Here is a 22,290-nt window from a genome sequence, read left to right on the forward strand (position 1 = left end):
CTGTTCCTTGAAGCAGGATTACAATCTACGGAGCAGCTTTTGCAAGGCCTGGTTCGCTCCGTCGAGTACCCGCGGCTTATCCAGGGTCAGCACCTGCCTTCCTTCCATCACAACATGACCGTCGATCATCACCATTTCGACATCCCCGCGGGTGGCGGCGTAGACGACCCGTGAGAACCAATCCGCGTCAAAGGAAGGATAGACATGATAATCTTCCAGGTCCAGCAAAATCAGATCTGCAAGTTTTCCCGTCTCAATACTTCCGATCTCCCGTTCCATGCCAAGCACTTCCGCTCCGCCAATCGTGGCCATTCGCAGCACGGTCCTCGCGTTCATGACCGTCGGACCGTGCGCCACCTTCTGCATGTATGCGGATAATCTCATTTCCTGAAACATGTCAAGGTTGTTGTTGCACGGGGCTCCGTCCGCGCCGAGGCCGACCGGGATACCGCTTCGCATCAATTCCGGCACTTCTGCAATCCCCGATGCCAGCTTCAGGTTGGAACCCGGACAGTGGGTGACTTTGACGCCGCGCTCGCGGATGATCCGCTTTTCCTCGTCATCGAGCCAAATGCTGTGCGCGAGCACGAGATTCGGTCGGGCAAGGCCGATATGGTCCAGATAAATTACGTTCCGCATCCCCCGTTCGGCCTCCACCATGGCGATCTCGCCCCGGTTTTCCGACGCGTGCGTGTGCACCAGAACACCGTAATGTTCTGCCAAATCCCGGACTTCGGTCAGCAGGCGCTCGGTGCAGGAGACGACAAAACGCGGGCAGAACGCATAACGGATCCGCCCCCCGGCAGCCCCGTCCCACACTTGCAGCAAATCGACGCTTTCCCGGAGGGAGCGATCCGTATCCTCCTGCAGCGCCAGGGGCACCTCATCGCCGTGATCCATCATCACTTTGCCGGAAAACGCCCGAATGCCGCTTTCCTCGATCGCCTGAAAAGCCATAGAGGTATGGTGCACGGTCTCCATATCGAGAATGGTCGTCGTCCCACTGCGGATCAGTTCGCCGAGGCCAAGCAGAGCCGAATAGTACACCGACTCCTCGTCATGTGCGGCTTCGAGCGGCCAAATTTTTTGTTTTAGCCAATCAATCAGCTCCAGGTCGTCGGCCCGTCCGCGAAAGAGCGTCTGGCATAAATGGATGTGCGTTTGCACAAAGCCGGGCAGCAATACTTTGCCCCCGGCTTCAATTACCCGGTCGGCTTCGCTCGGCGCGCCGGGTCCAATATGAGTAATGCGGTTGTCCTCAATCCGAACATCGCCATGGATAATTTCATCGGCCGGATTCATTGTCATGATGATGGCATTGCGTATGATCGTCGTTGTCAAAGGCGCTTCCCCCTTCTTGTACGGAAAGTCCGGGAGATGCCGCACGGATGCCGCTTCTCCCGGACACGATTCTTCCTCGTATCGCCGGGCTGCTCAGCCCATTTTCCCCGGATTCAGGAGACCGAGCGGATCGTTATGCCTCTTACGTTCCTGCATGCCGGGTATTGCCCCGCGTCCACCATTGTCCAGCAGCCAGGTATGGGGATCATAAATTTCCACGCCGATGGACCGGCAGGTGTCTATGATATGGTACAGCCGTTCTTCCGTGCTGTAGCGGACGACGGGCAGGCCGTTCGGCTGGAGTTTGCCCCTCGAGCGGATCCATTCAAAATGCAGCAGCATTTCGTCCCCGAACATCGATTTCAGCGTCCGGATCTGCTCCAAGTAGCAGTCCTGCTTGAAACCTGCTTGCAGGTAGGTATAGGCCGGATCACGCTTCAGCGCCCAGAGTGTCGTATGGTTCCAGGTAAAATCGGACAGCCCGATCGATTTGCGGTACTTCTCAGGGTCAATGACATAGCCGATTTCCCCGCCGAAAGCTGCGGCGAGTGCTGGCAGCGCTTCGGCGGCATGCCCGGCGATTTCGGTAAAAACCACCGATTTGCCGTGTGCGATCACTTTTTCCAGCGGCTTGAAGAAGGAGGGAATCGGCCACTCCATCGGCGTGATCAGCCGTTTGGGGATTGCCGCTTCCTCCGCCAGCGCTTCCCCGAATCGGACCGCATCTTCCAAGCGATCGAAGTTCACCACCACCTGTGCCCACTCGGTCCGGGGTGCCAAAGGAATGACCAGCTCGGTGACGATGCCCGTCGTCCCGTAGTTATGAATATAGTCCTTGAGATCCTCGCCGTGGACTTGGAAAACCTGCGGCTCCTCTTCCATCGTCAGGACGGTCGCCTCCAGCACGTTGCCGTCCCACAGGTCGCCCCAGGTAATCGACCCGACGCCCCCGGAGCCGCCGCACACGAACCCGCCGACCGTCGCCTTGGCGAAAGTGCTCGGGTAAATCCGCAGTTCCTGTCCCTGCTCCCGGGCCGTCTTTTCCAGGACGCCGAGCTTGACGCCGCACTGTACACGGGCATAGCCGCTGCCAATCTCCAATATTTCGTTCATGCCGCTGAGGTCCAGCACCAGGCCGCCTTCGAGCGGGATCGCCTGTCCGTAGTTCCCGGTTCCCGCTCCGCGGACAGTGACGGGAATCCGATGCCGGTAAGCAATGCGCAGCGCTTCACGGATTTCATCGACCGTAGCGGGTACGAGAACGGCATCCGCTTTTTTGTCCTTCAGTTTTCCGCTCAGCACGGGGGAATACCAATAAAAATCCTTCGACAGCTTTTCGACCGCCGTTTCGTCGGTAAGCAGCTTCAGTGCGCTGAACGCTTCAGGCAATTCAGGCTTCCATACCATTGACATGAGGAACCACCCGCTTTCTTTGGATTCACAGCTTACTCCATATAGAAGAACATTGCGTGAGGACAATTTTTCGATTTCATAAAACGGTGCTAATCCGTTCCTGAACGACCGGATTCCGCAGGGGAAGCAGGGAGCCGATCCGGCATTCGGCCGTATCCCCATCCTGGATGTCTACCGATCCCGGTGTCCCGGTCATGATGATATCGCCGGGATAAAGGGTCATCATCCGCGAGAAATACGAGAGAATCAACCATGGGGAATAGATCATGTCGGATACACAACTTCTGTACCGGACCGATCCGTTAAGCACGGTCTGTATATCCAGTCCATCCAGGTCCCCGATTTCGTCCATGCCGACCAGCTCCGGTCCGAAACTGAAGAAGGTGTCATAACTTTTCGAGCGGCCAAGAAACCGCGGGTTGCGGGCGTGGATGTCCTGGGCAGTCATATCCAGCGTCGGAACGATGCCGGCAAGTACGTGCGGCGCCTCTTCGGGACTGACGTGCTTGCAGGTCTTACCGATCACCAGGCCGATCTCCGCCTCGGCAGTAATGCGTCCGGCCCCGTCCGGAAGAACAATAGCCTCACCTGGGCCGATCATCGTGCTTGCCGGCTTCAAGAAGCAGATAGGCTCTTGCTCCGGCGGCACTACGGCTATATCCGCTGCTTTTTTCCGGAAATTCGCGCCAACGCCCCAGACATTGACCGCACCATGATACAAGGGGCCAAGATGTGCCTGCTCCAAGGGAACGGAGGGAATGGCGGTAAGCACCTCCTGCCCTCGTTCCCGCAGCCATCCGGACAGCGCCGCCGCCTCGCCGGTCCGCAGCAGTTCCAGAACGGTCGTCGGCCAAGCCGTTCCAAGCAATTCATTGATCCCGGTTAAGGGAAATACCCGATTGCCTGCGACGATGCCCGCGCTGCCTGGCCCGCTTCCCGCCAAAGTTACGAGCCTCATCGCTCGGCTCCTGCTTCCGCCTTGGCCCGGATATCGCTGAACTCGAATTCGCTCAGCTCACGAAACACCTCCGCTAGAATGTCGGTCACCCGCTCCTGAATGATGCTGCCTTTGGCTGCCGTTGCCTGGGTCGCATCGCCGCATATGCCGCTGTCGGAAATGTCCGCCATCCGCCAGGCGAAGCGTATTTTCCCCTCAAGGGTCAAAAATTTCTGCCCGGTCATGGACGGGGTTTCCGAGACGAGCCATTGATCCTGCACCCATCCTGGTTTGATGGCCTTCACGATCGACGTTTCGTAGTCCCCGCCATGAATGCCGTATTCCAGTTCATCGGCGGGCATGAGATCCTCCGCACCTCCCAGGGAGGAGGGCGATAAATAAAAGACGAGCATATCGTGGCGAATGCGGATTTCCCGGGACACCACGTTCAGCAAGTCAGTATTGCCGCCATGCGTATTAAACAGCAGCAGCTTATGGAAACCGCTCAGCCGCAGGCTTTCGGCGATATCCAGGATCACGCTCTGCAGGGTCGTTGCCGACAGCGAAATGGTTCCCGGCAGGCCGAGATGCTCATTGCTTTTGCCGTACGAAACCGGCGGCAGCAGCCACACCCGCGCATCGGGCTTCAGCTTTTCGAGCGCCAGGGTCACCGTAGCCTCCCCGATCAGCGTATCGGTCATAACCGGCAGATGCGGTCCATGCTGTTCGATCGCGCCGACCGGCAGAATGACCAGCGTGCTTTCCTTGGGAAGTTCTTTGACCTGCTTACTGGTCAGCCTTGGCAGGAATCTCTCCTCCCAGGCTGCTCCTTCGTATCGTGTAAACATCGGCATGTTCCTTTGCTATTGGATTTGGTTGATCACGGCCGCGGCCGCGGGCTGCATCGATGCCTCGAAATCCGCTGCCCATCGAAGCAGCTTCAGGTCCTGGCCTCTGCCGGCAATGAGCGATAGTCCGACCGGCAGACCGTCCGTCTTTGCCAGCGGCAGTGTAACCTGCGGCAGCCCGCCCAGCCCGGCGATGCAGGACAGCTGCAGGATCCGCGTGCGCGTCATTTCAATTTCCTCGCCGGGCAGCCCGATCACGGGGGCTCCGCAAGGCGCTGTCGGGATGACGAGCACGCCTTCGCTTCCGAGAAGCGCCTCAAGCCGGGCAGCAATCGCTTGCTGAAGCTGGCTCGCTTCCCGGTACGCCCCCTCGGAAATCGTGGCGGTCCAAGCAAATCTTTCGGCGATGCCGGGACCGAATCGGGGATGCTGCGCCGTGATCCATTCGCCATGGGCAGACCATATTTCGTACCCCTGAATCGTGCGGAAAATGCCGGCCCACGCCGCGAGTTCCCCGTCCGTCAAATGGATGGATTCGAACGCTCCAAGCGATCCGAATGATTCAAGCGCACCGCGGAGCGACTCGGCGCAGCCGGGCTCGGCAGCCGCCCACGCTTCAACCGGCAGCATCATTCGGGCGAATTCCCCGCCGTCATCGAGCGGTTCCTCGAGAAGCACGCGGCCGACCTGCAGCAAGGTGCTTGCCCGGCGTGCCATCCAGCCGACCGTGTCAAAGGCCGGAGCCAGCGGGATGACGCCGTCCATGGGCACGCCGCCGTGCGTCGGGCGAAATCCGCAAATACCGCAAAAAGAGGAGGGAATCCGCACCGAACCGGCCGTATCGGTGCCAAGGCCAAAGTCCACTTCCCCGGAGGCAACGGCGGACGCCGAGCCGCTTGAGGAACCGCCGGGAATATGTCCTGGAGCGATAGGGTTCGGCGGCGTGCCGTAATGCACATTTTCCCCGTTCAGGCTGAACATCAGCTCATCGGTGTGAGTCATTCCACGAAGCTCTGCTCCGCTGTCGAGCAGACGTTCCACGGCGGCCGAATGCTTCATGGCAGGCTTGTGCGTGTTAAGCCAATCGGGATTGCCGGCAGCATTGGTGTGTCCTGCTACGGCAAACACGTCTTTTACGGCAAAGTTGAGCCCTTGAAGGAGACCGCCTTCCGCGTGTCTCGCCTCTGTTCCCAACCGAATCCACGGCGTGCATTCTGGCTGCATACAAGTTCCTCCAATCGTTATGAGTTCGCGGGAGCAGCCGCTCCCGGGAGAGCCGCTCCGCGCAGCACCGCCAAATCCTCCTCGTCCAGGTTTGCCGCCGGACCTGACTTGATCAAATCGGAAAACTTCTCGTCGGGCACCATGGTCGTCAGAACGTAGAGCCTGCCCTCACCGGTATTTTTGACCTGATGGTTGTTGCCGGGCGGAACGACGAAGAACGATCCTGTACGAATCTCGGTTTCCATATCGCCTACGATGGCAATACCTTCTCCGGCCAGCACGTAAAAATACTCGTACGCTCCGCTGTGCTCATTCGGCGGCGTCTGTCCGCCGGCGTCGAAAATTTCCACAACGGACACGAACGGCACCTGCGTCCCGTCGCACAGCATGACAAACTTGTTGGAATCCTTACTTGAAATTTTGCGTACCTCGCATTGCTCGAAATGCCCCAGAACCAGAACATCGATCATATCACTTCATCCCTTTCTTGTAGTGTGCAGGCCTGCAGCAGATCCTCGGAACCGGCAACAAAGCCATAGCACTGTTTGATATTGTATAAGGCGGCCTCCGCGCAGTAAGCCGGAGAACTTGTCGCGCAGCAGTCTTCCAGCAGAATGGCGTCGTATCCGAGGCATACGGCGTCCTGAAGCGTATGCATCACGCACTGGTCAAGGTTGACGCCTGCAAACAGCAGCGTCTTCACGTCCAAATTGCGGAGAATGCTGTCCAGCGGCGTATCCCAAAAACCGCTGATACGGTATTTATCCACCCAGATATCCCCGGGCTCCGGTACCATCCGATCAATCAGCGCCGCGCCCCAACTCCCCTGTTCCAGCACCTTCGAGCCTGTATCCGGCAGGGGGCTGCCGATCCCATGGCTGACACCGTCCGGATTATATACGTGGAGCACCGAAGGGCTTAAGTTCATCCGGTCCTCCCGATTGCCCCAGTTGACCCACAGCACCGGAACCCCCTGTTCGCGAAGGGCCGGAAGCAGCCGCTGAAGCGGCTTGGCGGGATCCTGCAGCGGGGCGGTATTGACTCCGATAGAGTCCAACCACCCGCCCGGGCTGCAAAAATCGTTCTGCATATCAATGATGACGACGGCGGTTTTGGCGAGATCCAGCGTGATCCGCTGCGGCAGCGCCGGCAGGGTCACGGTGACGAGCGGTTTGGGATCGCTCCTGGACAAATCGGCCAGCTCCTCCGACACGTTCCAGTAATTTTTCGAATTCCCCAGTCTGTGCATGGGAACTCCCCTCCTTTGTTGCAAACTTGCCGCTTGGTTTGGCGGATGCAGTTAGCCGGCGATGGCCGAGTCATGCCAGGAACGCAGAAGCCGGTTCGACAGGGCATTGATCAGCAGGAAAAAGACGATGCCGACCACGGCGGCCGACAAGCCGCAGGCGAACAAATACGCCGTCTGCATCCGGGTCGCCGCGACCGTAATCGCGTAACCGAGCCCGCCGTTCAGCCCGCCGATGCCTGCGATATACTCGCCGACGATGGCCCCGACAACCGACAGGGAGCAGGAGATTTTAAAGCCGGCCAAAATGTAGGGCAGCGCTGCCGGAAGTCTGAGCCTCCAGATCGTCTGCATCTTCGTGGCGTTGTACAGATAGAACAGATTTTTCATGTTCTGCTCGGTGGAGTTTAGCCCGATCAGCGTATTGGACAAAATCGGAAAGAAACTGATCAGAAAGGCGATAATAACGATGGCATTCATGCCGGCCCCAAACCAGATGACGATAATGGGCGCAATGGCCACGATCGGGATCGTCTGTAAAATGATCGCGTAAGGGTACACGCTCCGTTCGACCGTTTTGGACAGCGCAAGCAAAATGGCAACGGCCACGCCGAGAATGGCGCTAAGGGCAAATCCCAAGACTGCCTCCATAATGGTCGTGCTCACCGACACCACCAGATTGTGCCCGTTCTGCGACACCGCTTGAACGATATCGGACGGCTTGGGCAGCAAGTACTCCGGGGTGCCGGTCAGCCGCAGTACCATTTCCCATACAAAGACGACGAAGACGAATACGCTCAGCGGCGGTACGACCCGAGACACCATTTTCCCCCAGACGTGGCTGCCGCTGCCGACACTCCTCCTGACCATAGGCGCGGCCGGCGAAGCCTGTTTCGCCGCATCGGTAACCGCGCTCACTGCTGCTTTTTCCATGACCTCAACGACTCCTTTCGTAAGTGGCATGTTTCCATGCACCTCTAAATTTCGCATTATCCAGGAAAGCAAGCACCGGCTTCTGCGAGCCTCAGTGATTCAGCACTTCGGTTATGCTGCGCACATATTTGCCGAACTCGGACGTGGTCCGGAATTCATCCGTACGCGGATACGGCGCCTCAATCGGCACGATATCGGAAATTTTCCCCGGCCGCGGCGTCATGACGACAACCCGGGTGGATAAAAACACCGCTTCGAACACGTTATGGGTAATGAAAAGTACGGACATCTTCTGATCCTGGCGCCAAATGCCCAGCAGTTCATCCTGCAGCGTCTGGCGGGTGATTTCGTCCAGCGCCCCGAACGGTTCGTCCATCAGCAGCAGCTTCGGCCGGGCTATGAGCGCACGGGCGATCGACGCCCGCATCTTCATGCCTCCCGAGAGCTGTCTCGGCAGTACTTTCCGGTAATCCTTGAGCCCAACCAATTCCAGCACGCGTTCACCTTCTTCGTTGCGAGCCTTTTTCGGAACGCCGCGGAGGGTGAGCGGCATCGTCACGTTGTCCAGAAGCTTCGCCCAAGGCAGCAGGGTGTGCTCCTGGAACACAAAAGCGATTTCGTTCTGCTTCCGTGCTTCGCGCGGTGTCGTGCCGAGGACCGAAAGCTGGCCGGTCGACGGCTCGGTCAAGCCGGCAATCATGTTAAACATGGTCGATTTTCCACATCCCGACGGTCCGACAAAACAGAGGAACTCACCCTCCCTCGCTTGCAGATTGACCTGCTGAACGGCAATCGTTCCATTCGGGTATACCTTGCCGATCTGGTCCATGCCGACCAAAAGCTCGGGAGCGCCGGGACTTCCGGGCGGCTGCGGATTTGCTGCGGTTTGCTGTGCTGTATACATTTCCAGCCCTCCTCTAATCCTTTATGTAATAATAAATAACATCTATGCCTATGCCGCTCAATAAATATCCGTTGTTTTTGTGGTCAATTACAATAATGCGTAATTCTTTTGGGTTTATTTACGAAAGGGATGATCATTTATGTCACGTTATCTCACACAAAAAAAGCCCGGAATTCATCCGGACTTTCATGAAATACCCCGGCGTTCAATGCCACCCTCTGCCTACCGGTTATTTTAAAAAACTTTGGGCCTTCAGGGCTTCCGCGCACAGCGCCACGCGCCGTCCGAGCCGGCCGGCCATCACCAGTTCGCGTTCATCCGGCTTGAGGCTGCTGTCAGGACCCGCCAATGTGGAAGCTCCGTAAGGAGAGCAGCCGATCGGATCGGCGGTCAAATATTCCGGATTTTCGGAATAGGGCAGCCCGACCATGATCATGCCGAAATGAAACAGCGGCACCATCGACGTCAGCACATTCGCTTCGTGCCCGGTATGGATCGATCCGGTGCTCGTCAGCAGACCCGCCGGTTTGCCTTCCAGGCTCCCGTCGGCGCACAGGTCCCCGGCAAATTCCAGAAACAGTTTGACCTGCGCGGGCATGGAGCCGTAATACGTTGGAAATCCCCAGACGATGCCGTCCGCCCATCTTAAATCTTCGTTCGTGGCCACAGGTATGTCCTGCTGCCGGCGCATTGTTTCTTCGTATTTGGCGAAGCGGTCAACCGTCTTAAAACGGGTCTTCAGCTGCGAAGTTTCGCCTGGCTCCCCGGTGGAGTGCTTATCCTGATAAGGGGTCCGGTTACGCTCTGATTCCAGCTCGGGAACACGGCAGATGCGGACCTCGGCTCCCACCCTGCGCGCTCCATCAGCGGCCGCCAGCGCCATGTCCAAAACATGGCCGTATGCGCTGTAATAAATCACCAATGTGCGGCTCATCCTCATACCTCCTCATTGCTGCATGGTAGAAACGGAGCATCCCTTCAAACGGATCGAATCATAGCGAGAGCGCACGTTTCTGGACAAAGTCGACTCGTTCACACGAGTCTTCCCAATAGCCCTGTAACAATGCGGAGCTCCATTTCTCCTTCGCCGGGACTGCTTTCAGGCAGGTGCCGCCGCGCCATACCCAGCGGCGTTCCGGCAGCATGGTCAGCAGTTCCTCCGGCGTCCTGGCATCAAGCGCCACAAAATGGGCCGGGTTCCCCGGCAGGATGCCGTAACCGTCAGCACCCGTTACCCTGGCCGGGTATTCGGTGATCATCCGCAGCACTTCGCGCATCTCGGCAGGACTGCCCATATGTGCGGCATAGGCGGTGACCAGGCCGATCAGCAGCAGGTCGCCCCTTCCGAACGGATGAAACGGGTCATGCATATTGTCTGAAGCCGCCGCCAGCGGAATGCCGGCCGCCAGCAGCTCCTTGACTCGGGTGACTCCCCTGCGCACCGGGAAGGCGTCATGCCGGCCCTGCAGGTACAGATTCGCGCCGGGAAGCGTAACGGCACCCATGCCTGCCTCGGCCATAAGTCCAATGATCATGGCGGCATCCTCGTCCTTCATGGCGGCTAAGGAGCATAAATGCCCTGCCGTGACCTTTCCCCTCCAGCCGTATTCCATCGCGCGCCGGGCGATATGGATTGCCGTCCGCTGGTTCGGATCGTCGCTCTCGTCCGTATGCAGATCAACCGGGCAGCCCAGCTTATCGGCCAAGGCGAACAGCCTGTCGATGTCGGGGGCCGGGTTGGGAGAAAGATGAGGGGCGCCGCCCAATCCCCTCACGCCCATCGCAACCGATTCCTCGGCCGTATCCAGCGCCGCTTCACTGAGCTCAAAATAAGGGAGCAGCGGGAACAGCTGCAGCTCCGCATACGGCTTCAGCTCCTCTTTGACTTCGAGCGCAGCTTCGATGGTACGCATCGCGACGTCTTTTCCATGCTTGATGTGAAAATCGAGATGGCTGCGCAGCACCACCGTTCCGTAAGAAATGGACTGCAGCGCCGAGCGCATGATGCGTGCTTTGATCTCCTCCTTGGAAAACCTCGGGGCGGCTGCGGCGTAATTGACGACCGCTTCGCCAAGTGTGCCGGAGACATTCCCGACCTGCGGGAGCGAAAAAGCTTTATCCAGATGCATATGGGCATCCACGAAACCCGGCAGAACGATTTTTCCCTTTGCGTCGAGCAGCAGCCGCGCATCCGCAGAGGATCCGTTCCATTTGTCCAGGCACACCGCTTCAGGAGCCTCCACTTCACCGGTTTGGGCCGTCACCGACGTCCACTTTCCGCCGCCGATGGCCAGCGTGTACAGCGTCTCTTCCGATTGCAGCGGCAGGGAGGCGTTGAAGATCACCACTTCTTGTTCCATATCAATCCCGCTCCTTTCATCCGTCGGTATTTATGTTTTCTACTTCTGCACTCTCGTGCGCCAGGCTGTGAGGACATAAAGGGCGTATGCGTTCGACCCGGCTGGGCAATAAGCGTCTGAATGCAGGCTCTCGCTCCGTTTGTCATGCAATGGTTCATTTCATAGTCCGCTTTATTCCGAGGTGTCACCAAGAATCGGCAGCTGAAGCCACGAGGCGCCTCCACTGGCATCCACCGCCACTGTGGCAATCTGCAGCGCATCCGGCCCTTGGCTTGCGGCTTCCTGCAGCGGAATACCGTTGGGGTGGCGAAGCAGCAGCGGGTATGCACTGCCGCTCAGCTCCAGACGGAGCATCGAACCGACCGGGAGCTCGGCGGCCAGCGGCCGCATCCGGATCGTCGCCGTCTCCCAGCCGCTGATGCCGCCGGATGCGCCGATCTCCGTGCGCCCCACGGATAGAAACCTCGCTTCGCCTGCTGGTGTGACCTGCGTGAGGATGGCCGTAAGGTCGGTAGGACCGTCCATCACCTGGCAGGAGACGGTTACCTCCGGGGCGCCGAGGATCTGCAGCGGCGCGCCGGCAGGCTCTCCGGTATACACCAGGATTTCGAAGCGGTCCTGCTGGGCGCTCCGGTCCTGCGGCAGCACCGAGCGAAGCGGCATCGGCAGGCGCGCGTCGTAGACGAACACGTCCGCCACCCGGCCAGGCTCCGCGCCTGCATCCGCAGCGAGCCGGCCGCCGCCGGAAGCCCCGTTCGCAGGCAGCTGCGTTCCGGTTAAATACCACCGGCTGTCGCCCTCCGCTCCGGCCGGATACGTTTTGGCTTCGACCCAAACGCCGCTGCCGGCTTCATAATAACGGACCGGCTGCCGTTCCTTCAGGGCTGATCCGCCTTCGCCCTTCAGCCAATAGTCGAACCAGGCCAGCTGTTCCAGGTGAATATTGCCGTCCGCCTTCGGTCCGTAGTCCGTTCCGCCTGCTTTGCGGCCCCACGGAATATGCGTCCAAGGCCCGACCACCAAACGGTGGAAGCAGTCCGGCCTGCTCCCCTGTGCTTGCAGTGCATTGTAAGACTGCAGCGTACCTTCCAGCAGAAAATCGTACCAGCCCGCGATATGCAGCGCCGGAACCGGCTGTTCCTTGAAGGCGTCCAGCCAGTTCAGCCGGGACCAATACTCATCATATTCGGGATGGCCCAACCAATCGAAATAAGCGGGGAGGTAAGCTTCGAGCAGCGGGTGGCCCTGCGCCAATGGCAGTTGGGCCAGCACATCGGAAGGATCGCTCATCACGCGGGAACACGCCGCCTCAGCTTCTGTGTCACCCTTCCTTCTCGCCGTATCCCTGGCCAGCTGATAGGCCCAGGGCAGGCAGCTCTGCAGATCGAAGCTACCGAATGTGTACATCCAGCCGTGGTACAGGTCGGCCGCAGTCATCGCAGGCGCGATGGCAGCCAAATGCGGCGGATGCTGCGAAGCGGCAGCCCACTGCGTCGCTCCCTGGTAGGAAAAGCCGTACATGCCGACCTTTCCGCTGGCCCCTTCCAACCCGGCGGCCCATTCGACCGTGTCATAGCCGTCTTCGGCTTCGCTCACGAATGGCGTGAACTCTCCCTCCGAATCCCCGCGCCCCCGTACGTCCTGAATGACGACGATATACCCCCGCGCAGCATACCAAACGGGATGGGCGTATGTAACCGTTGAAGCGATTTTCCGGCCGTACGGCTGCCGCATCAGCAGTACCGGGTATGTTCCTTCCTCCGCCGGACGGTAAACGTCGGCATACAGCGTGATGCCGTCCCGCATGACGCAGGCTGCTTTCCTCTCCACTTTCACATGTCCGAATTCCACGGCTCTCCCCCCAATGCGATCCTGTTTTTCGTTAGATGTTACATTTTATAACAGACAATACAGGAGTCTACAACGGTTCAGAAGGCATCTTTGTGACGAAGCACAATAAATAGGCCGATGTTTGGACATCGACCACAAGGAACCCGTTTAATTATGTCATATTTCATAACTTCTTTATGAAATGGTGAACTACCAGCCGATCGCCGCTCCGTCGGAGCGGGGGTCCGAGCCGCCGATCCGAAAACCGTGAGCGTCCAGAAGGATCGCCTGCGCATGCCCGGTTAAGGCATCCCAGTCGCCGATCTTTCGAACCTCATGCCCCATGGCGGCCAGCCCGCCAAGCACCTGCTCCCCCACCCTGGCTTCCATCTTCAGTTCCGTGGAGGCTTCGCCCCATGTCCTTCCCCACACCCAACGAGGTTCGTTAATCGCTTCCTGAGGGTCCATTCGGTAATCGACGATCCGGGTCAGAAGCGCCGTCTGCGTCTGCGGCTGTCCTTCTCCTCCCATCGAGCCGTAGAGCAAATAAGGCTTCTCGTCCTTGAGCGCGAGGGCAGGCATCAGGGTATGAAACGTCCGTTTCCGCGGTTCAAGCCGGTTGGCTGAAGACTCATCCAGGGAGAAAAATGAGCCGCGGTTCTGCAGCAGAATGCCCGTTTCCCCAGCCGTTACGCCCGATCCAAATTCAAAGTACAGGCTTTGGATAAAAGAAACGGCGTTGCCGTCCCCGTCCACTACGGCGGCATACGCCGTATCGCTGCCGAGCGATTCGGCGGTGAGCGGAGCTGCCGAATCGGGGCTTATGCGTCCCGCCAATTCCATGCAGTAGGCCTTATCCAGAAAGCGATCAACCGGAATATTTCGGAAATCCGGATCGGTGAGCTCGAGGTTGCGGTCGCGGAAAGCCAGCTTCACCGCCTCGACCAGTACGTGGTAAAATGCTACCGAACCGTGCGGAATACTGTTAAAATCAAAATGTTCGAGCATTTGGGCGATCACGATGCCCGTAAACCCTTGCGAATTCGGAGGAAGCTGATACAGCTCCAGATCGCGATAGGAACCGGTGAGCGGGGTAACCCAATTGCCCTCATGATCGGCGAAATCGTCCGCCAGCAGCAGCCCGCCGGACTTCCGGATGTATGACGTGATGTCCCGGGCTAATCCGCCCCGGTAAAATTCGTCCCGGCCATTCGACGCGATCCGGCGCAAACTTTGGGCCAAGCCGCTTTGGATCCAGCGAGTGCCTGCCGGCGGGACACCGCCGCCTCGCAAATACGCTGCAGCCGAATAGGGATTCGCTGCCAGCAGCCCGGCGCACAGCTTCGTATTGGCGTACTGGCTGCGGGATACCGGATAGCCCGCTCCGGCGTAAGTCATTGCCGGCTCAAGGACGTCCCCAAGCGGCAAGGTACCATACTCGCGCAGAATGGCGCTCCAGCTGTCCACCATGCCGGGAACGGTCAGTACGCTGCGGATCCCCCGCGTCGGGATGGCCTGCTCGCCGGCATATGCCTCCGGCGATGCCTTATACCCCGAGCGGCCGCTTCCGTTGTAACCCCGGACTGCACCCTCTCCGGGACTGTACAACAGCCAGAATGAGTCGCCGCCCAGCCCGGTCATATGCGGATACACGACCGCCAGGGTACTGCTGACGGCAACCGCAGCGTCGAAGGCATTCCCGCCCTTTTCCAGTATTCGGGCACCCGCGGCCGATGCCAGTGCATGGGGGCTGACCACCATCGTTTTCGTGCCGATTGAAGCCTGCCTCATCACTCATCCCTCCTGCATCCTTAAATTGTTAACTAAATTAACATGCAGCAGGATTTTTTGGCAATAACTACTTTTCATCCTGAAAGAAAACCGTTATAGTGTAAATTTAAATAACATGAATGTCGTACGGATGATCACCAGCTTCGGAAACGGTTCAGCTCCCTTTGCCATGATGCCAGAGCTGTGCCTATAGAATGCGAGCCTCGCATCCTACCCGAATCCGAGATGAAATGTCAGAATAGTTGATAGACAAGGAAGGAAGTGCACCATGCTGAAAACATACGCAGAATTATCCCTCGCCATGTTCCGGACCGGAATTCTCGGGTATGGCGGCGGTCCGTCGACCGTCCCCCTCATCCGGCACGAGGCCGTCTCCCGGTACAGGTGGATGGCTGATGAGGAATTCGGGGAGGTGCTGGCCATCGCCAACACGCTGCCCGGTCCGATTGCGACCAAGTTGGCCGCTTATCTCGGCTACCGCCTGAAAGGAACCCTCGGTGCGCTGGTCGGGCTGCTCGCCCATATTCTACCCACTGCGGTTGCGATGATCGCTCTAGTCTCTTTTATCGACGTATTCAGTTCGTCCCGCATCATCCATGGCATGATCGAAGCGGTCGTTCCGGTCGTGGCCGTCATGCTGGGTCAAATGTGTTACGAGTTCGGCGAAAAGGCAGTCAAAGGCCTTGGCAAATATATGGCGCTCGCCTGCGGGGTTATCGCGTTTGTCCTGCTGGAGTGGGTGCAGCTGCACCCGGCGATCCTGATTGCGATCGCGCTGGCCTATGGCTCGGTACACTTTAAAGTTATGGGCAAGCTGAAAGAAACCCGCAAGCGGAAGGAGGAACGCCGCCATGGAGACATGGATTGAACTCCTCATCGGCTTCTTTCTAGCCAACGTATTTGGCTACGGCGGCGGCCCCTCCTCCATTCCGCTTATGTACCGGGAGATCGTGCCGCATTACCACTGGTTGTCGGGCGCCGAATTTTCCAACATGCTCGCTCTCGGCAATTCGCTCCCCGGACCGATCGCGACGAAGATCGCCGCTTACGTGGGCTATGATGCTGCCGGATGGATGGGGGTGCTTGCCGCCGAAGCAGCCACCGTCGTGCCGTCCGCCGTCGCCCTGATCGTATTGATGCGAATTTTGCAGAAATACAAGCAGTCCCAGGCCGTCAAGGGTATGACGCTGCTCGTGCAGCCTGTCATCGCCGTCATGATGCTGCAGCTCACCATTCAAAGCTCCAAAGAGTCGATACTCTCCATCGGCTGGATCCAATTCGGCGCTATCGCCCTCATCTCGTACTGGCTGATGCAGCGCCGCAAAGTTCATCCCGCGCTCGTCATCGTGGGCGCTTTTGTTTACGGAGGCATCTTTCTGGGAAGATAGTCCTCCCCTCCGTAGCCCTGAGCGAACCCGGACGGCCGTCCGATTCTATCCCCTGTTGCAGTAACCGCCTTTCCCGATGATTGAATTCAATCCGGTACAGCCCTTCCCCAAGGGCTTACCTTGTACGTTTCGGGTTTCGACAGAGTTCAGTTGCGAAAGGATGATGACTGTATGTATTTGACCATCGAAGATGCACTCACCATTTACCCGCTTTCTGAAGGTAAGCTGACCGCAGGCCGCAGCGGTTTGAACCGTATCGTCAAATCGGTCAACGTGATGGATGCACCCGATATTTCGGACTGGGTCCGGGAAGGGGATATCTTGTTCACGACGGCTTATTTGATCAAGGACAATCCCGCGGATGGGGTCCGCCTGCTGCAGAAGCTTGTTGATAAAGGGGCGGCGGGAATCGGTATCAAGCTCGGACGGTTCTGGGCTTCGGTTCCCGACGAAATGCTGCAGGAAGCAGACCGCCTCGGTTTTCCCCTTATCGAGCTTCCCTTTCCGTTTACGTTCTCGGATCAAATGAAAGGCTTGTTCAATGCCGAACTGCAAAAGAACACGCTCCTCTTGCAAAACGTCCTGGACAAACAAAAGGAGCTCATCCGCTTCGCCCTATCCCCTGTTGATACGGGCCGCCTGTTTGACCGGATCCGCGAGATTCTCGGCGTGCCCCTGGCCGTCACAGGCATGCGCGGCCAAACGCTTTTCAGCACCCTGACCACAGACGAAATGCAGCTGCTCAAAAAACGCCAGCTCAAAGATACGCCGCAGTGGCTCCGCTGCGAGCAGGGAAGACTGCTGTGCGTGCCCCTAAAAAGCCCCGGCCAGGAGCATGATTTTAACAGCCGGGCGATTTTCCGGCTTCCTCCCGGCATTCCGATGAAGGAGGAGGAAGGGCTGTACCACCAGGCGGCCGAAATTATCGGCTACCATTTGAACGCGGTCGAACGCAACGATCTCACCCAATCGACCCAGAACGAATTTGCGGCAATGCTGAAAAACTACCTCAAGCAGCAAGTCTCCGCGGAAGCGCTCGTTGCCTGTGCTTCCAGCCACGGCATCCCTTTCGGCAGCGATTCTTTCCAATGCGTGCTTACCACATGTGATCCCGAATACACCGGCCGGGCCGACCATCTTCTCAAGAGTGTCAAGCAGGAATTCCATTATCATCCGATGCTCAAGGATTTATCTCCTTTGCATTTTCAACTCGAGAACACCATTCTCTCGATCTTTCCTTCTGAGCTCCCGCGAAGCTCCGGCAAGCTGCCTCAGCTGTTGACACGTGTCTTTTTCGAGCTTGCCGCCAAAGCCGGCAGGCATCTGCGCATGACGGTGAGCCATATCAAAACCCGGCCCGATCAGTTGGAAGCGGCTTACCGTGAGTGCCAGAACGCCCGCGACACGGCCGCACGGCTCAACCTGGACGCTTTTGTCGTCGAGTTTGCCAACGTGGAAATCTCTTATATTTTCCAATCCGTCCCGGTTCATAAAATGCGGCAGTTCGTCGAAATGGCATTGGCCCCGCTTCAGGACCGAGCCCCCGACTCCGCCCAAGAGCTGCTGCGAACGCTGGAGCTGTACATGGCGAACAATGGACAGATCCACGAAACCGCCAAGCAGCTGTTTATACACCGCAACACCGCCGCCTACCGGCTAGAGAAAATCAGTGAGCTGCTTCAGGTCGACTTCAAGGATTATCACCACCTGCTGCGGCTGAAACTGGTCCTGATGTTTCGGGATATGCTGCGGACGTAAACAGCAGCAGGACCGTCCCGCCGTCCCACAAGCAAGCACGTTATAAATTCGCAACAAAGCATCCCCTGAGACGGGCCGCCCTGGTCAGGAGGATGCTTTTGCGAAATGGCGGTAGATATCAGGCGCAAGCCGCCTTTTTTTCCGGTATAGATCCGTATAAATGATGGTTTAGGTGGGTATGGCCTAGATATGGTTTGCTCACGGTTTACTATTGTGAATTTTTCATATGTTGATTTTTTGATATATTTGATCCGGTTAGTCCCCAGTGATCGTTGCGTTCATGTGTTGGATCAAGCGGCTGAGCACGTTCACCGTTGTTTCGTATTCTTTCTTCGTGACCATTGTCAAAGCAAAAGCATCATGACCAATTTAGCAGTCAGCAAATAAACCGGAGTATATAAGCAGGCAGAGGCAAGCGTATGAAATACGCTCGCCCCTAAACCTGCATTTATTGTGAATTTTTCACATGTTGTTATATTAACACCTTAGTCGGCTTTGATCACTCGCAGCTGCTTGTTTCTGATCCTATTCCTGTTTCATCTCCTGACAGTTATCGACGTCAAGCCTCACCGCTCATACGCTTCCAATCGAAGCCGATTGCCTGCAGGAAGGCTCGTGCGATCAGCATGTGGCCGGTCAGGTTCGGATGCACCCGGTCCGATGCGATTGCAGTAGGATGAACGTAGCCCAACATCGGCTCAAACACCGCTTGCGTGCCCACGAATAGCGCTCCGACGCGCTCGGCAACCCTGTGGGCCGCCCGGCCGTACTCATCCATCCGCCGTCTCATCCCGTCTCCGGAGTTCGGTTCGATATAAAACGGAGTCATGATGACAAGCCCTTTCAGGCCGGGGAGCGCCTGCTCCGCCAATTCCACCAAAGTATGTTCATACTCTTCCAACAGCACATGCGATTCCGGAATCGCCGGCTGGTCGAACTGCCGCCACACGTCGTTGATGCCGATCATAATGGACAGCCAATCCGGTTTCAAATCCAGTACGTCCGTCTGCCACCTTTCTTTTAAATCCCTGACTGTGTTGCCGCCGATCCCCATGTTCGTGACCCGCAGGTTCAGCTCCGGATACGCCGTCTGAAGCAGGGTGTCCACGAGCGACACATACCCTTTGCCTACGCCTTGAAACAACCCTTCCCCGTAAGGGAATTTACGCTCGCAGTCCGTAATCGAATCGCCGATCATCACCAGGCGCTGTCCTTTGTCCATCTTCATCTTCGCGCTTCCTCCCATCTTTTGTTCCTTTTACACCTTTTTCTAAGCATCAAGCAGCACAAGCCGAATCGTTTTCACTTCAAAAGGGCGGAAATCCAGCTTGAACTTCCCTTCAGCAACCGGCAGATCGGCCGTCACTTCCTCCAGCATATTGGTTTCGTACGCTGTTTTGACAGGGAGGTCAAAGGTCAATCCGCATGATACGGTGGCACCCTTGCATTCATAGACCCGGAAGATCCAGTCTCCCGATCCGTCTTCGGCAAGCTTGACCGTCTCTGTAATTACGCTGGCTTGATCCGTTTGCAGGATAGACTTATGACCCACCTGGTTTCCGCTGTGCACGAGGCTTACCGGATAGTTCAGCTCATACGCTTCCTGAACGACGGGACTGTCCAGAAATGACCCGTTCCATACAAAGAATCCGTACGTAAACTTGTGCGTTCCCTGATCCGACGTTTCGTCCGGGTGCGTCGGCGAACGAAGCAGCGTCAAGCTCATCGTGTTGTCCTGCACGGCGATCCCGTATTTGCAATCGTTCAGCAGCGCAAAGCTGCGGTTCGTCTCCGCAAGCACCGCCCACTTATGCTGGCATACTTCGAACCGGTCGGCATCGTGGGGCCTGGAAGCATGATTTGGCCGTTTGACGTAACCGAACTGAATTTCCTGTAACGATTCGTTCGCATGGACACGTACAGGAAAATCAACCCGCAGCATTTTGTTCTTCTCGTGCCAATGTACCGTCGTATGAAACTCAACGCGGCGGCTGCCGGCCCGGATCCGGATATCCTGGATTAATTTGGATCGATGAAGCATGCGCTCAACGCGGATATTGGCAAACAGGGGCCCCTCTGCGGTGACATAGACTTCGGCCTTCTCATCCAACGCGACTGGTGCAGCCTGATAGCCGCGGTCGATTTCCCACGCATCGAACGCCGACGGCTGATCGCGGTACATCTTCATGGCGTTGCAATGTCCCGCCGTCCATTCCGTTCCGGTTTCCTTGTCCAGGATGCTGACGATCTCACCATATTCATTTATCCCAATGGCTAAGTACTCGTTCTCAAGATGCGACTTCGCAGCAACTAGGACAGCTTGTCCCGGCGCTTCCGGCGTTACGTCATCCGCAGTAACCGTGTATGCTGCCCATCCCGCAGACGGCGTTTCGACTTCCGCGTAACAATTGCCGTCATGCCGCTGCACAGGGAGCGTTTTTCCGTCCCGGTCCGCGATACCTTCTACGCCTTCGGGCAGGGCAACCAGCTCTTTCCTTGCCCAGGAGAGCGAGTTAAACACCGTAACACCGGAACGTCCGCTACCCGCAAGCACCTCTCTTGCGCCGGAAGCCATCGCATCGACGAGCCCGTTCAATTCCGTCAGCTCTGCCTGCGCCTCCTCATGGACGCGATGAATGGACGTGCCCGGCAAAATATCATGGAACTGATGCAGCAGCAGCTTCTTCCACAACCGGTCCATCTCCTCGTACGGATAGGCCCGGCGCTGAAGCAGGCTGGCGGCGGCACCCCATATTTCAGCCTCGTGAAGCCCGACCTCCGCCTTCCGGTTTAGCCGCTTGATCTGAGCCTGCGTCGTATAGGTTCCCCGGTGCGCCGGATAGTACAGCTCTCCGACATATTTGGCATCCGGAACACCTCTTTCGATCTGATCTTCAAAATAGTCGATCGGCGAGCCGTGCACCGTACGCGGCACGCCCTCCAAATTTTCAAGCCGGCGGAGGAATTCCAAGTCGTCCCGGTTTGCCCCGCCGCCGCCGTCGCCGTGGCCGAACTGTACGAGTCTTGTCGCAATGCCGTCCTTCTGCACCCGATCATTCCATTGCCGGATAAGAAACGACGGGTTGACCCGAATCGGAAAATCGCCATAATCCAGCAGATGGGTCAGCACCTGCGAGCCGTCGATCCCTTCCCAAAGAAAGGTATTGTACGGAAACGGGTCCGACACGTTCTCGTACGTCTGGAACATTTTCACGGAAGCAAAGTACCTGAGCCCGCAACCCTTCATTATTTGCGGCATGTTGCCGGAGTATCCGAACACGTCGGGAAGCCACAGCATTTCGTTTTCCTTGCCGAACTCCTCCTTGAAAAAGCGCTTGCCGTACAGTATTTGCCGGATCAGGCTCTCCCCGCCGGGCAGATTCGTATCGGATTCCACCCACATGCCGCCTTCCGGAATGATCCGTCCTTCCTTCACCGCTTGTTGGATGCGTGCATACAACTCGGGATACAGGTCCTTGGCAAGCTGGAACAAGTACGGCTGGCTCTGGACGTAGCGGTAATCAGGATATTCTTCCATGAGGGCAAGCTGATTGGACATCGTCCGGGCGATTTTCCGCTTTGTTTCCTCCATCGGCCACAACCAGGCGATATCGAGATGGGACTGCCCCATGAGGTACAGCAAGGGCGCCGTCGATCCATTTACGCATTCCAGGAGCGGCGCCATCCGCTGCCGGCACTTGCGAACGTTATCCGTCAGCGCATCCTTCGCAAGCCCCCAGTCGATCGTCCGGACGACCTCCGTCAAACCGCGGTCGATTTCCGCCGCGCGCAGCGAATCCGGATCGATATGATTTCTGACCTGAACCAAACATTCCAAATCGATATAAAATTGATAGATTTCCTCTTCAAAAAGGCAAAGCTGCGATTCGCCAAGCACCGGCTGGATGCCCGAATGGCCGGCATACGCCTCGGCAGCGACTTCAAACCCTTCGCCGGCCTTAGCGCTGCGTGTCAGCGTCACGTCATGGTGCTGAAGATCCAGCGCCCCCCGTACGATTCCGTTCACGTAGACCGTCGCCTCTGAGCCGAAATCGGCCCGGATGACCAAGCGTTTGCCCTCGGCTTCCATGGGAGCGGTAACCGATGAGCGAAGCCATGCATACGTCCAGTCTCCGCCCCACCGGTCGCCCGGCTCGATCGCCTCAAATCGTTTACTCTCTATTTCATCGCAGGATAGCCGCTCCTTCGTGACAAAGCAGGTAAAATCGACCGGCGAGACCACGGTATAAATGTAACGGTTTTTATCCTTCAACAGCTTCTCAACATGGTATAGAATCTCTTTTCTCTTATCCAAAT

Annotated in this window: 18 protein-coding genes; 3 read left to right on the forward strand and 15 right to left on the reverse strand. The window is 57.6% G+C overall.

The window, feature by feature from the left end:
• Nucleotides 1–18 precede the first annotated feature (18 nt).
• The 13 genes from GCU45_RS03475 to ggt form a co-directional block, all read right to left on the reverse strand.
• A complete protein-coding gene (locus tag GCU45_RS03475; RefSeq protein WP_152398080.1) occupies nt 19–1,341 on the reverse strand; it encodes a 5'-deoxyadenosine deaminase in 1,323 nt (440 codons plus the stop codon).
• 93 nt (nt 1,342–1,434) lie between these two features.
• Nucleotides 1,435–2,754: an FAD-binding oxidoreductase gene (locus GCU45_RS03480; protein WP_152398081.1), complete on the reverse strand. Its 1,320-nt coding sequence runs from the start codon at nt 2,752–2,754 to the stop codon at nt 1,435–1,437.
• 76 nt (nt 2,755–2,830) lie between these two features.
• Entirely contained in the window at nt 2,831–3,712 is an 882-nt protein-coding gene (locus tag GCU45_RS03485; protein WP_152398082.1) for a fumarylacetoacetate hydrolase family protein, read from the reverse strand.
• Nucleotides 3,709–4,539 carry a creatininase family protein gene (locus GCU45_RS03490; RefSeq protein ID WP_145947804.1) on the reverse strand — a complete coding sequence of 277 codons (831 nt, stop codon included), beginning with the start codon at nt 4,537–4,539 and terminating at the stop codon, nt 3,709–3,711. Before GCU45_RS03490 ends, GCU45_RS03485 begins: the two co-directional genes overlap by 4 nt.
• Before the next feature lie 15 nt (nt 4,540–4,554).
• Entirely contained in the window at nt 4,555–5,763 is a 1,209-nt protein-coding gene (locus tag GCU45_RS03495) for an amidase (protein ID WP_152398083.1), read from the reverse strand.
• A gap of 17 nt (nt 5,764–5,780) precedes the next feature.
• Nucleotides 5,781–6,233: a cupin domain-containing protein gene (locus tag GCU45_RS03500; RefSeq protein ID WP_152398084.1), complete on the reverse strand. Its 453-nt coding sequence runs from the start codon at nt 6,231–6,233 to the stop codon at nt 5,781–5,783.
• Nucleotides 6,230–7,012 carry a cysteine hydrolase family protein gene (locus GCU45_RS03505; protein WP_152398085.1) on the reverse strand — a complete coding sequence of 261 codons (783 nt, stop codon included), beginning with the start codon at nt 7,010–7,012 and terminating at the stop codon, nt 6,230–6,232. Before GCU45_RS03505 ends, GCU45_RS03500 begins: the two co-directional genes overlap by 4 nt.
• 51 nt (nt 7,013–7,063) lie before the next feature.
• A complete protein-coding gene (locus tag GCU45_RS03510) occupies nt 7,064–7,942 on the reverse strand; it encodes an ABC transporter permease (protein WP_144025434.1) in 879 nt (292 codons plus the stop codon).
• Nucleotides 7,943–8,033: 91 nt separating this feature from the next.
• Complete coding sequence (locus GCU45_RS03515; protein ID WP_152398086.1) at nt 8,034–8,846, reverse strand: ABC transporter ATP-binding protein; 813 nt, start codon at nt 8,844–8,846, stop codon at nt 8,034–8,036.
• A gap of 229 nt (nt 8,847–9,075) precedes the next feature.
• On the reverse strand, nt 9,076–9,780 hold the full coding sequence (gene wrbA / locus GCU45_RS03520) for an NAD(P)H:quinone oxidoreductase type IV (protein ID WP_152398087.1): 705 nt from the start codon (nt 9,778–9,780) through the stop codon (nt 9,076–9,078).
• A gap of 58 nt (nt 9,781–9,838) precedes the next feature.
• Entirely contained in the window at nt 9,839–11,206 is a 1,368-nt protein-coding gene (locus GCU45_RS03525) for an amidohydrolase family protein (protein ID WP_152398088.1), read from the reverse strand.
• Nucleotides 11,207–11,377: 171 nt separating this feature from the next.
• Nucleotides 11,378–13,057, reverse strand: coding sequence for a CocE/NonD family hydrolase (locus GCU45_RS03530; protein WP_152398089.1), 1,680 nt, complete (start codon nt 13,055–13,057; stop codon nt 11,378–11,380).
• A gap of 189 nt (nt 13,058–13,246) precedes the next feature.
• Nucleotides 13,247–14,827 (reverse strand): gamma-glutamyltransferase, encoded by a 1,581-nt coding sequence (gene ggt, locus GCU45_RS03535; protein WP_152398090.1) that lies wholly within the window; start codon nt 14,825–14,827, stop codon nt 13,247–13,249.
• Between the two features lie 268 nt (nt 14,828–15,095).
• Between ggt and GCU45_RS03540 the strand changes: the two genes are divergently transcribed.
• The 3 genes from GCU45_RS03540 to GCU45_RS03550 all read left to right on the forward strand — a co-directional run bounded on the left by GCU45_RS03540 (nt 15,096) and on the right by GCU45_RS03550 (nt 17,973).
• Nucleotides 15,096–15,695 carry a chromate efflux transporter ChrB gene (locus GCU45_RS03540; RefSeq protein WP_076171448.1) on the forward strand — a complete coding sequence of 200 codons (600 nt, stop codon included), beginning with the start codon at nt 15,096–15,098 and terminating at the stop codon, nt 15,693–15,695.
• Complete coding sequence (locus tag GCU45_RS03545) at nt 15,679–16,215, forward strand: chromate efflux transporter ChrA (protein WP_076171446.1); 537 nt, start codon at nt 15,679–15,681, stop codon at nt 16,213–16,215. The genes GCU45_RS03540 and GCU45_RS03545 overlap by 17 nt, the downstream gene beginning before the upstream one ends.
• A 171-nt stretch (nt 16,216–16,386) precedes the next feature.
• On the forward strand, nt 16,387–17,973 hold the full coding sequence (locus GCU45_RS03550) for a PucR family transcriptional regulator (RefSeq protein ID WP_152398091.1): 1,587 nt from the start codon (nt 16,387–16,389) through the stop codon (nt 17,971–17,973).
• Between the two features lie 559 nt (nt 17,974–18,532).
• On the opposite strand, the gene GCU45_RS03555 is transcribed toward GCU45_RS03550, so the two are convergent.
• A complete protein-coding gene (locus GCU45_RS03555; protein WP_152398092.1) occupies nt 18,533–19,201 on the reverse strand; it encodes an SGNH/GDSL hydrolase family protein in 669 nt (222 codons plus the stop codon).
• Between the two features lie 42 nt (nt 19,202–19,243).
• Nucleotides 19,244–22,288, reverse strand: a complete 3,045-nt coding sequence (locus tag GCU45_RS03560; protein WP_152398093.1) for an alpha-mannosidase — start codon at nt 22,286–22,288, stop codon at nt 19,244–19,246.
• Nucleotides 22,289–22,290: the final 2 nt, after the last annotated feature.

The sequence above is a fragment of the Paenibacillus cellulositrophicus genome (assembly GCF_009363095.1).
In the GTDB taxonomy this organism is placed as follows: domain Bacteria; phylum Bacillota; class Bacilli; order Paenibacillales; family Paenibacillaceae; genus Paenibacillus_AQ; species Paenibacillus_AQ favisporus.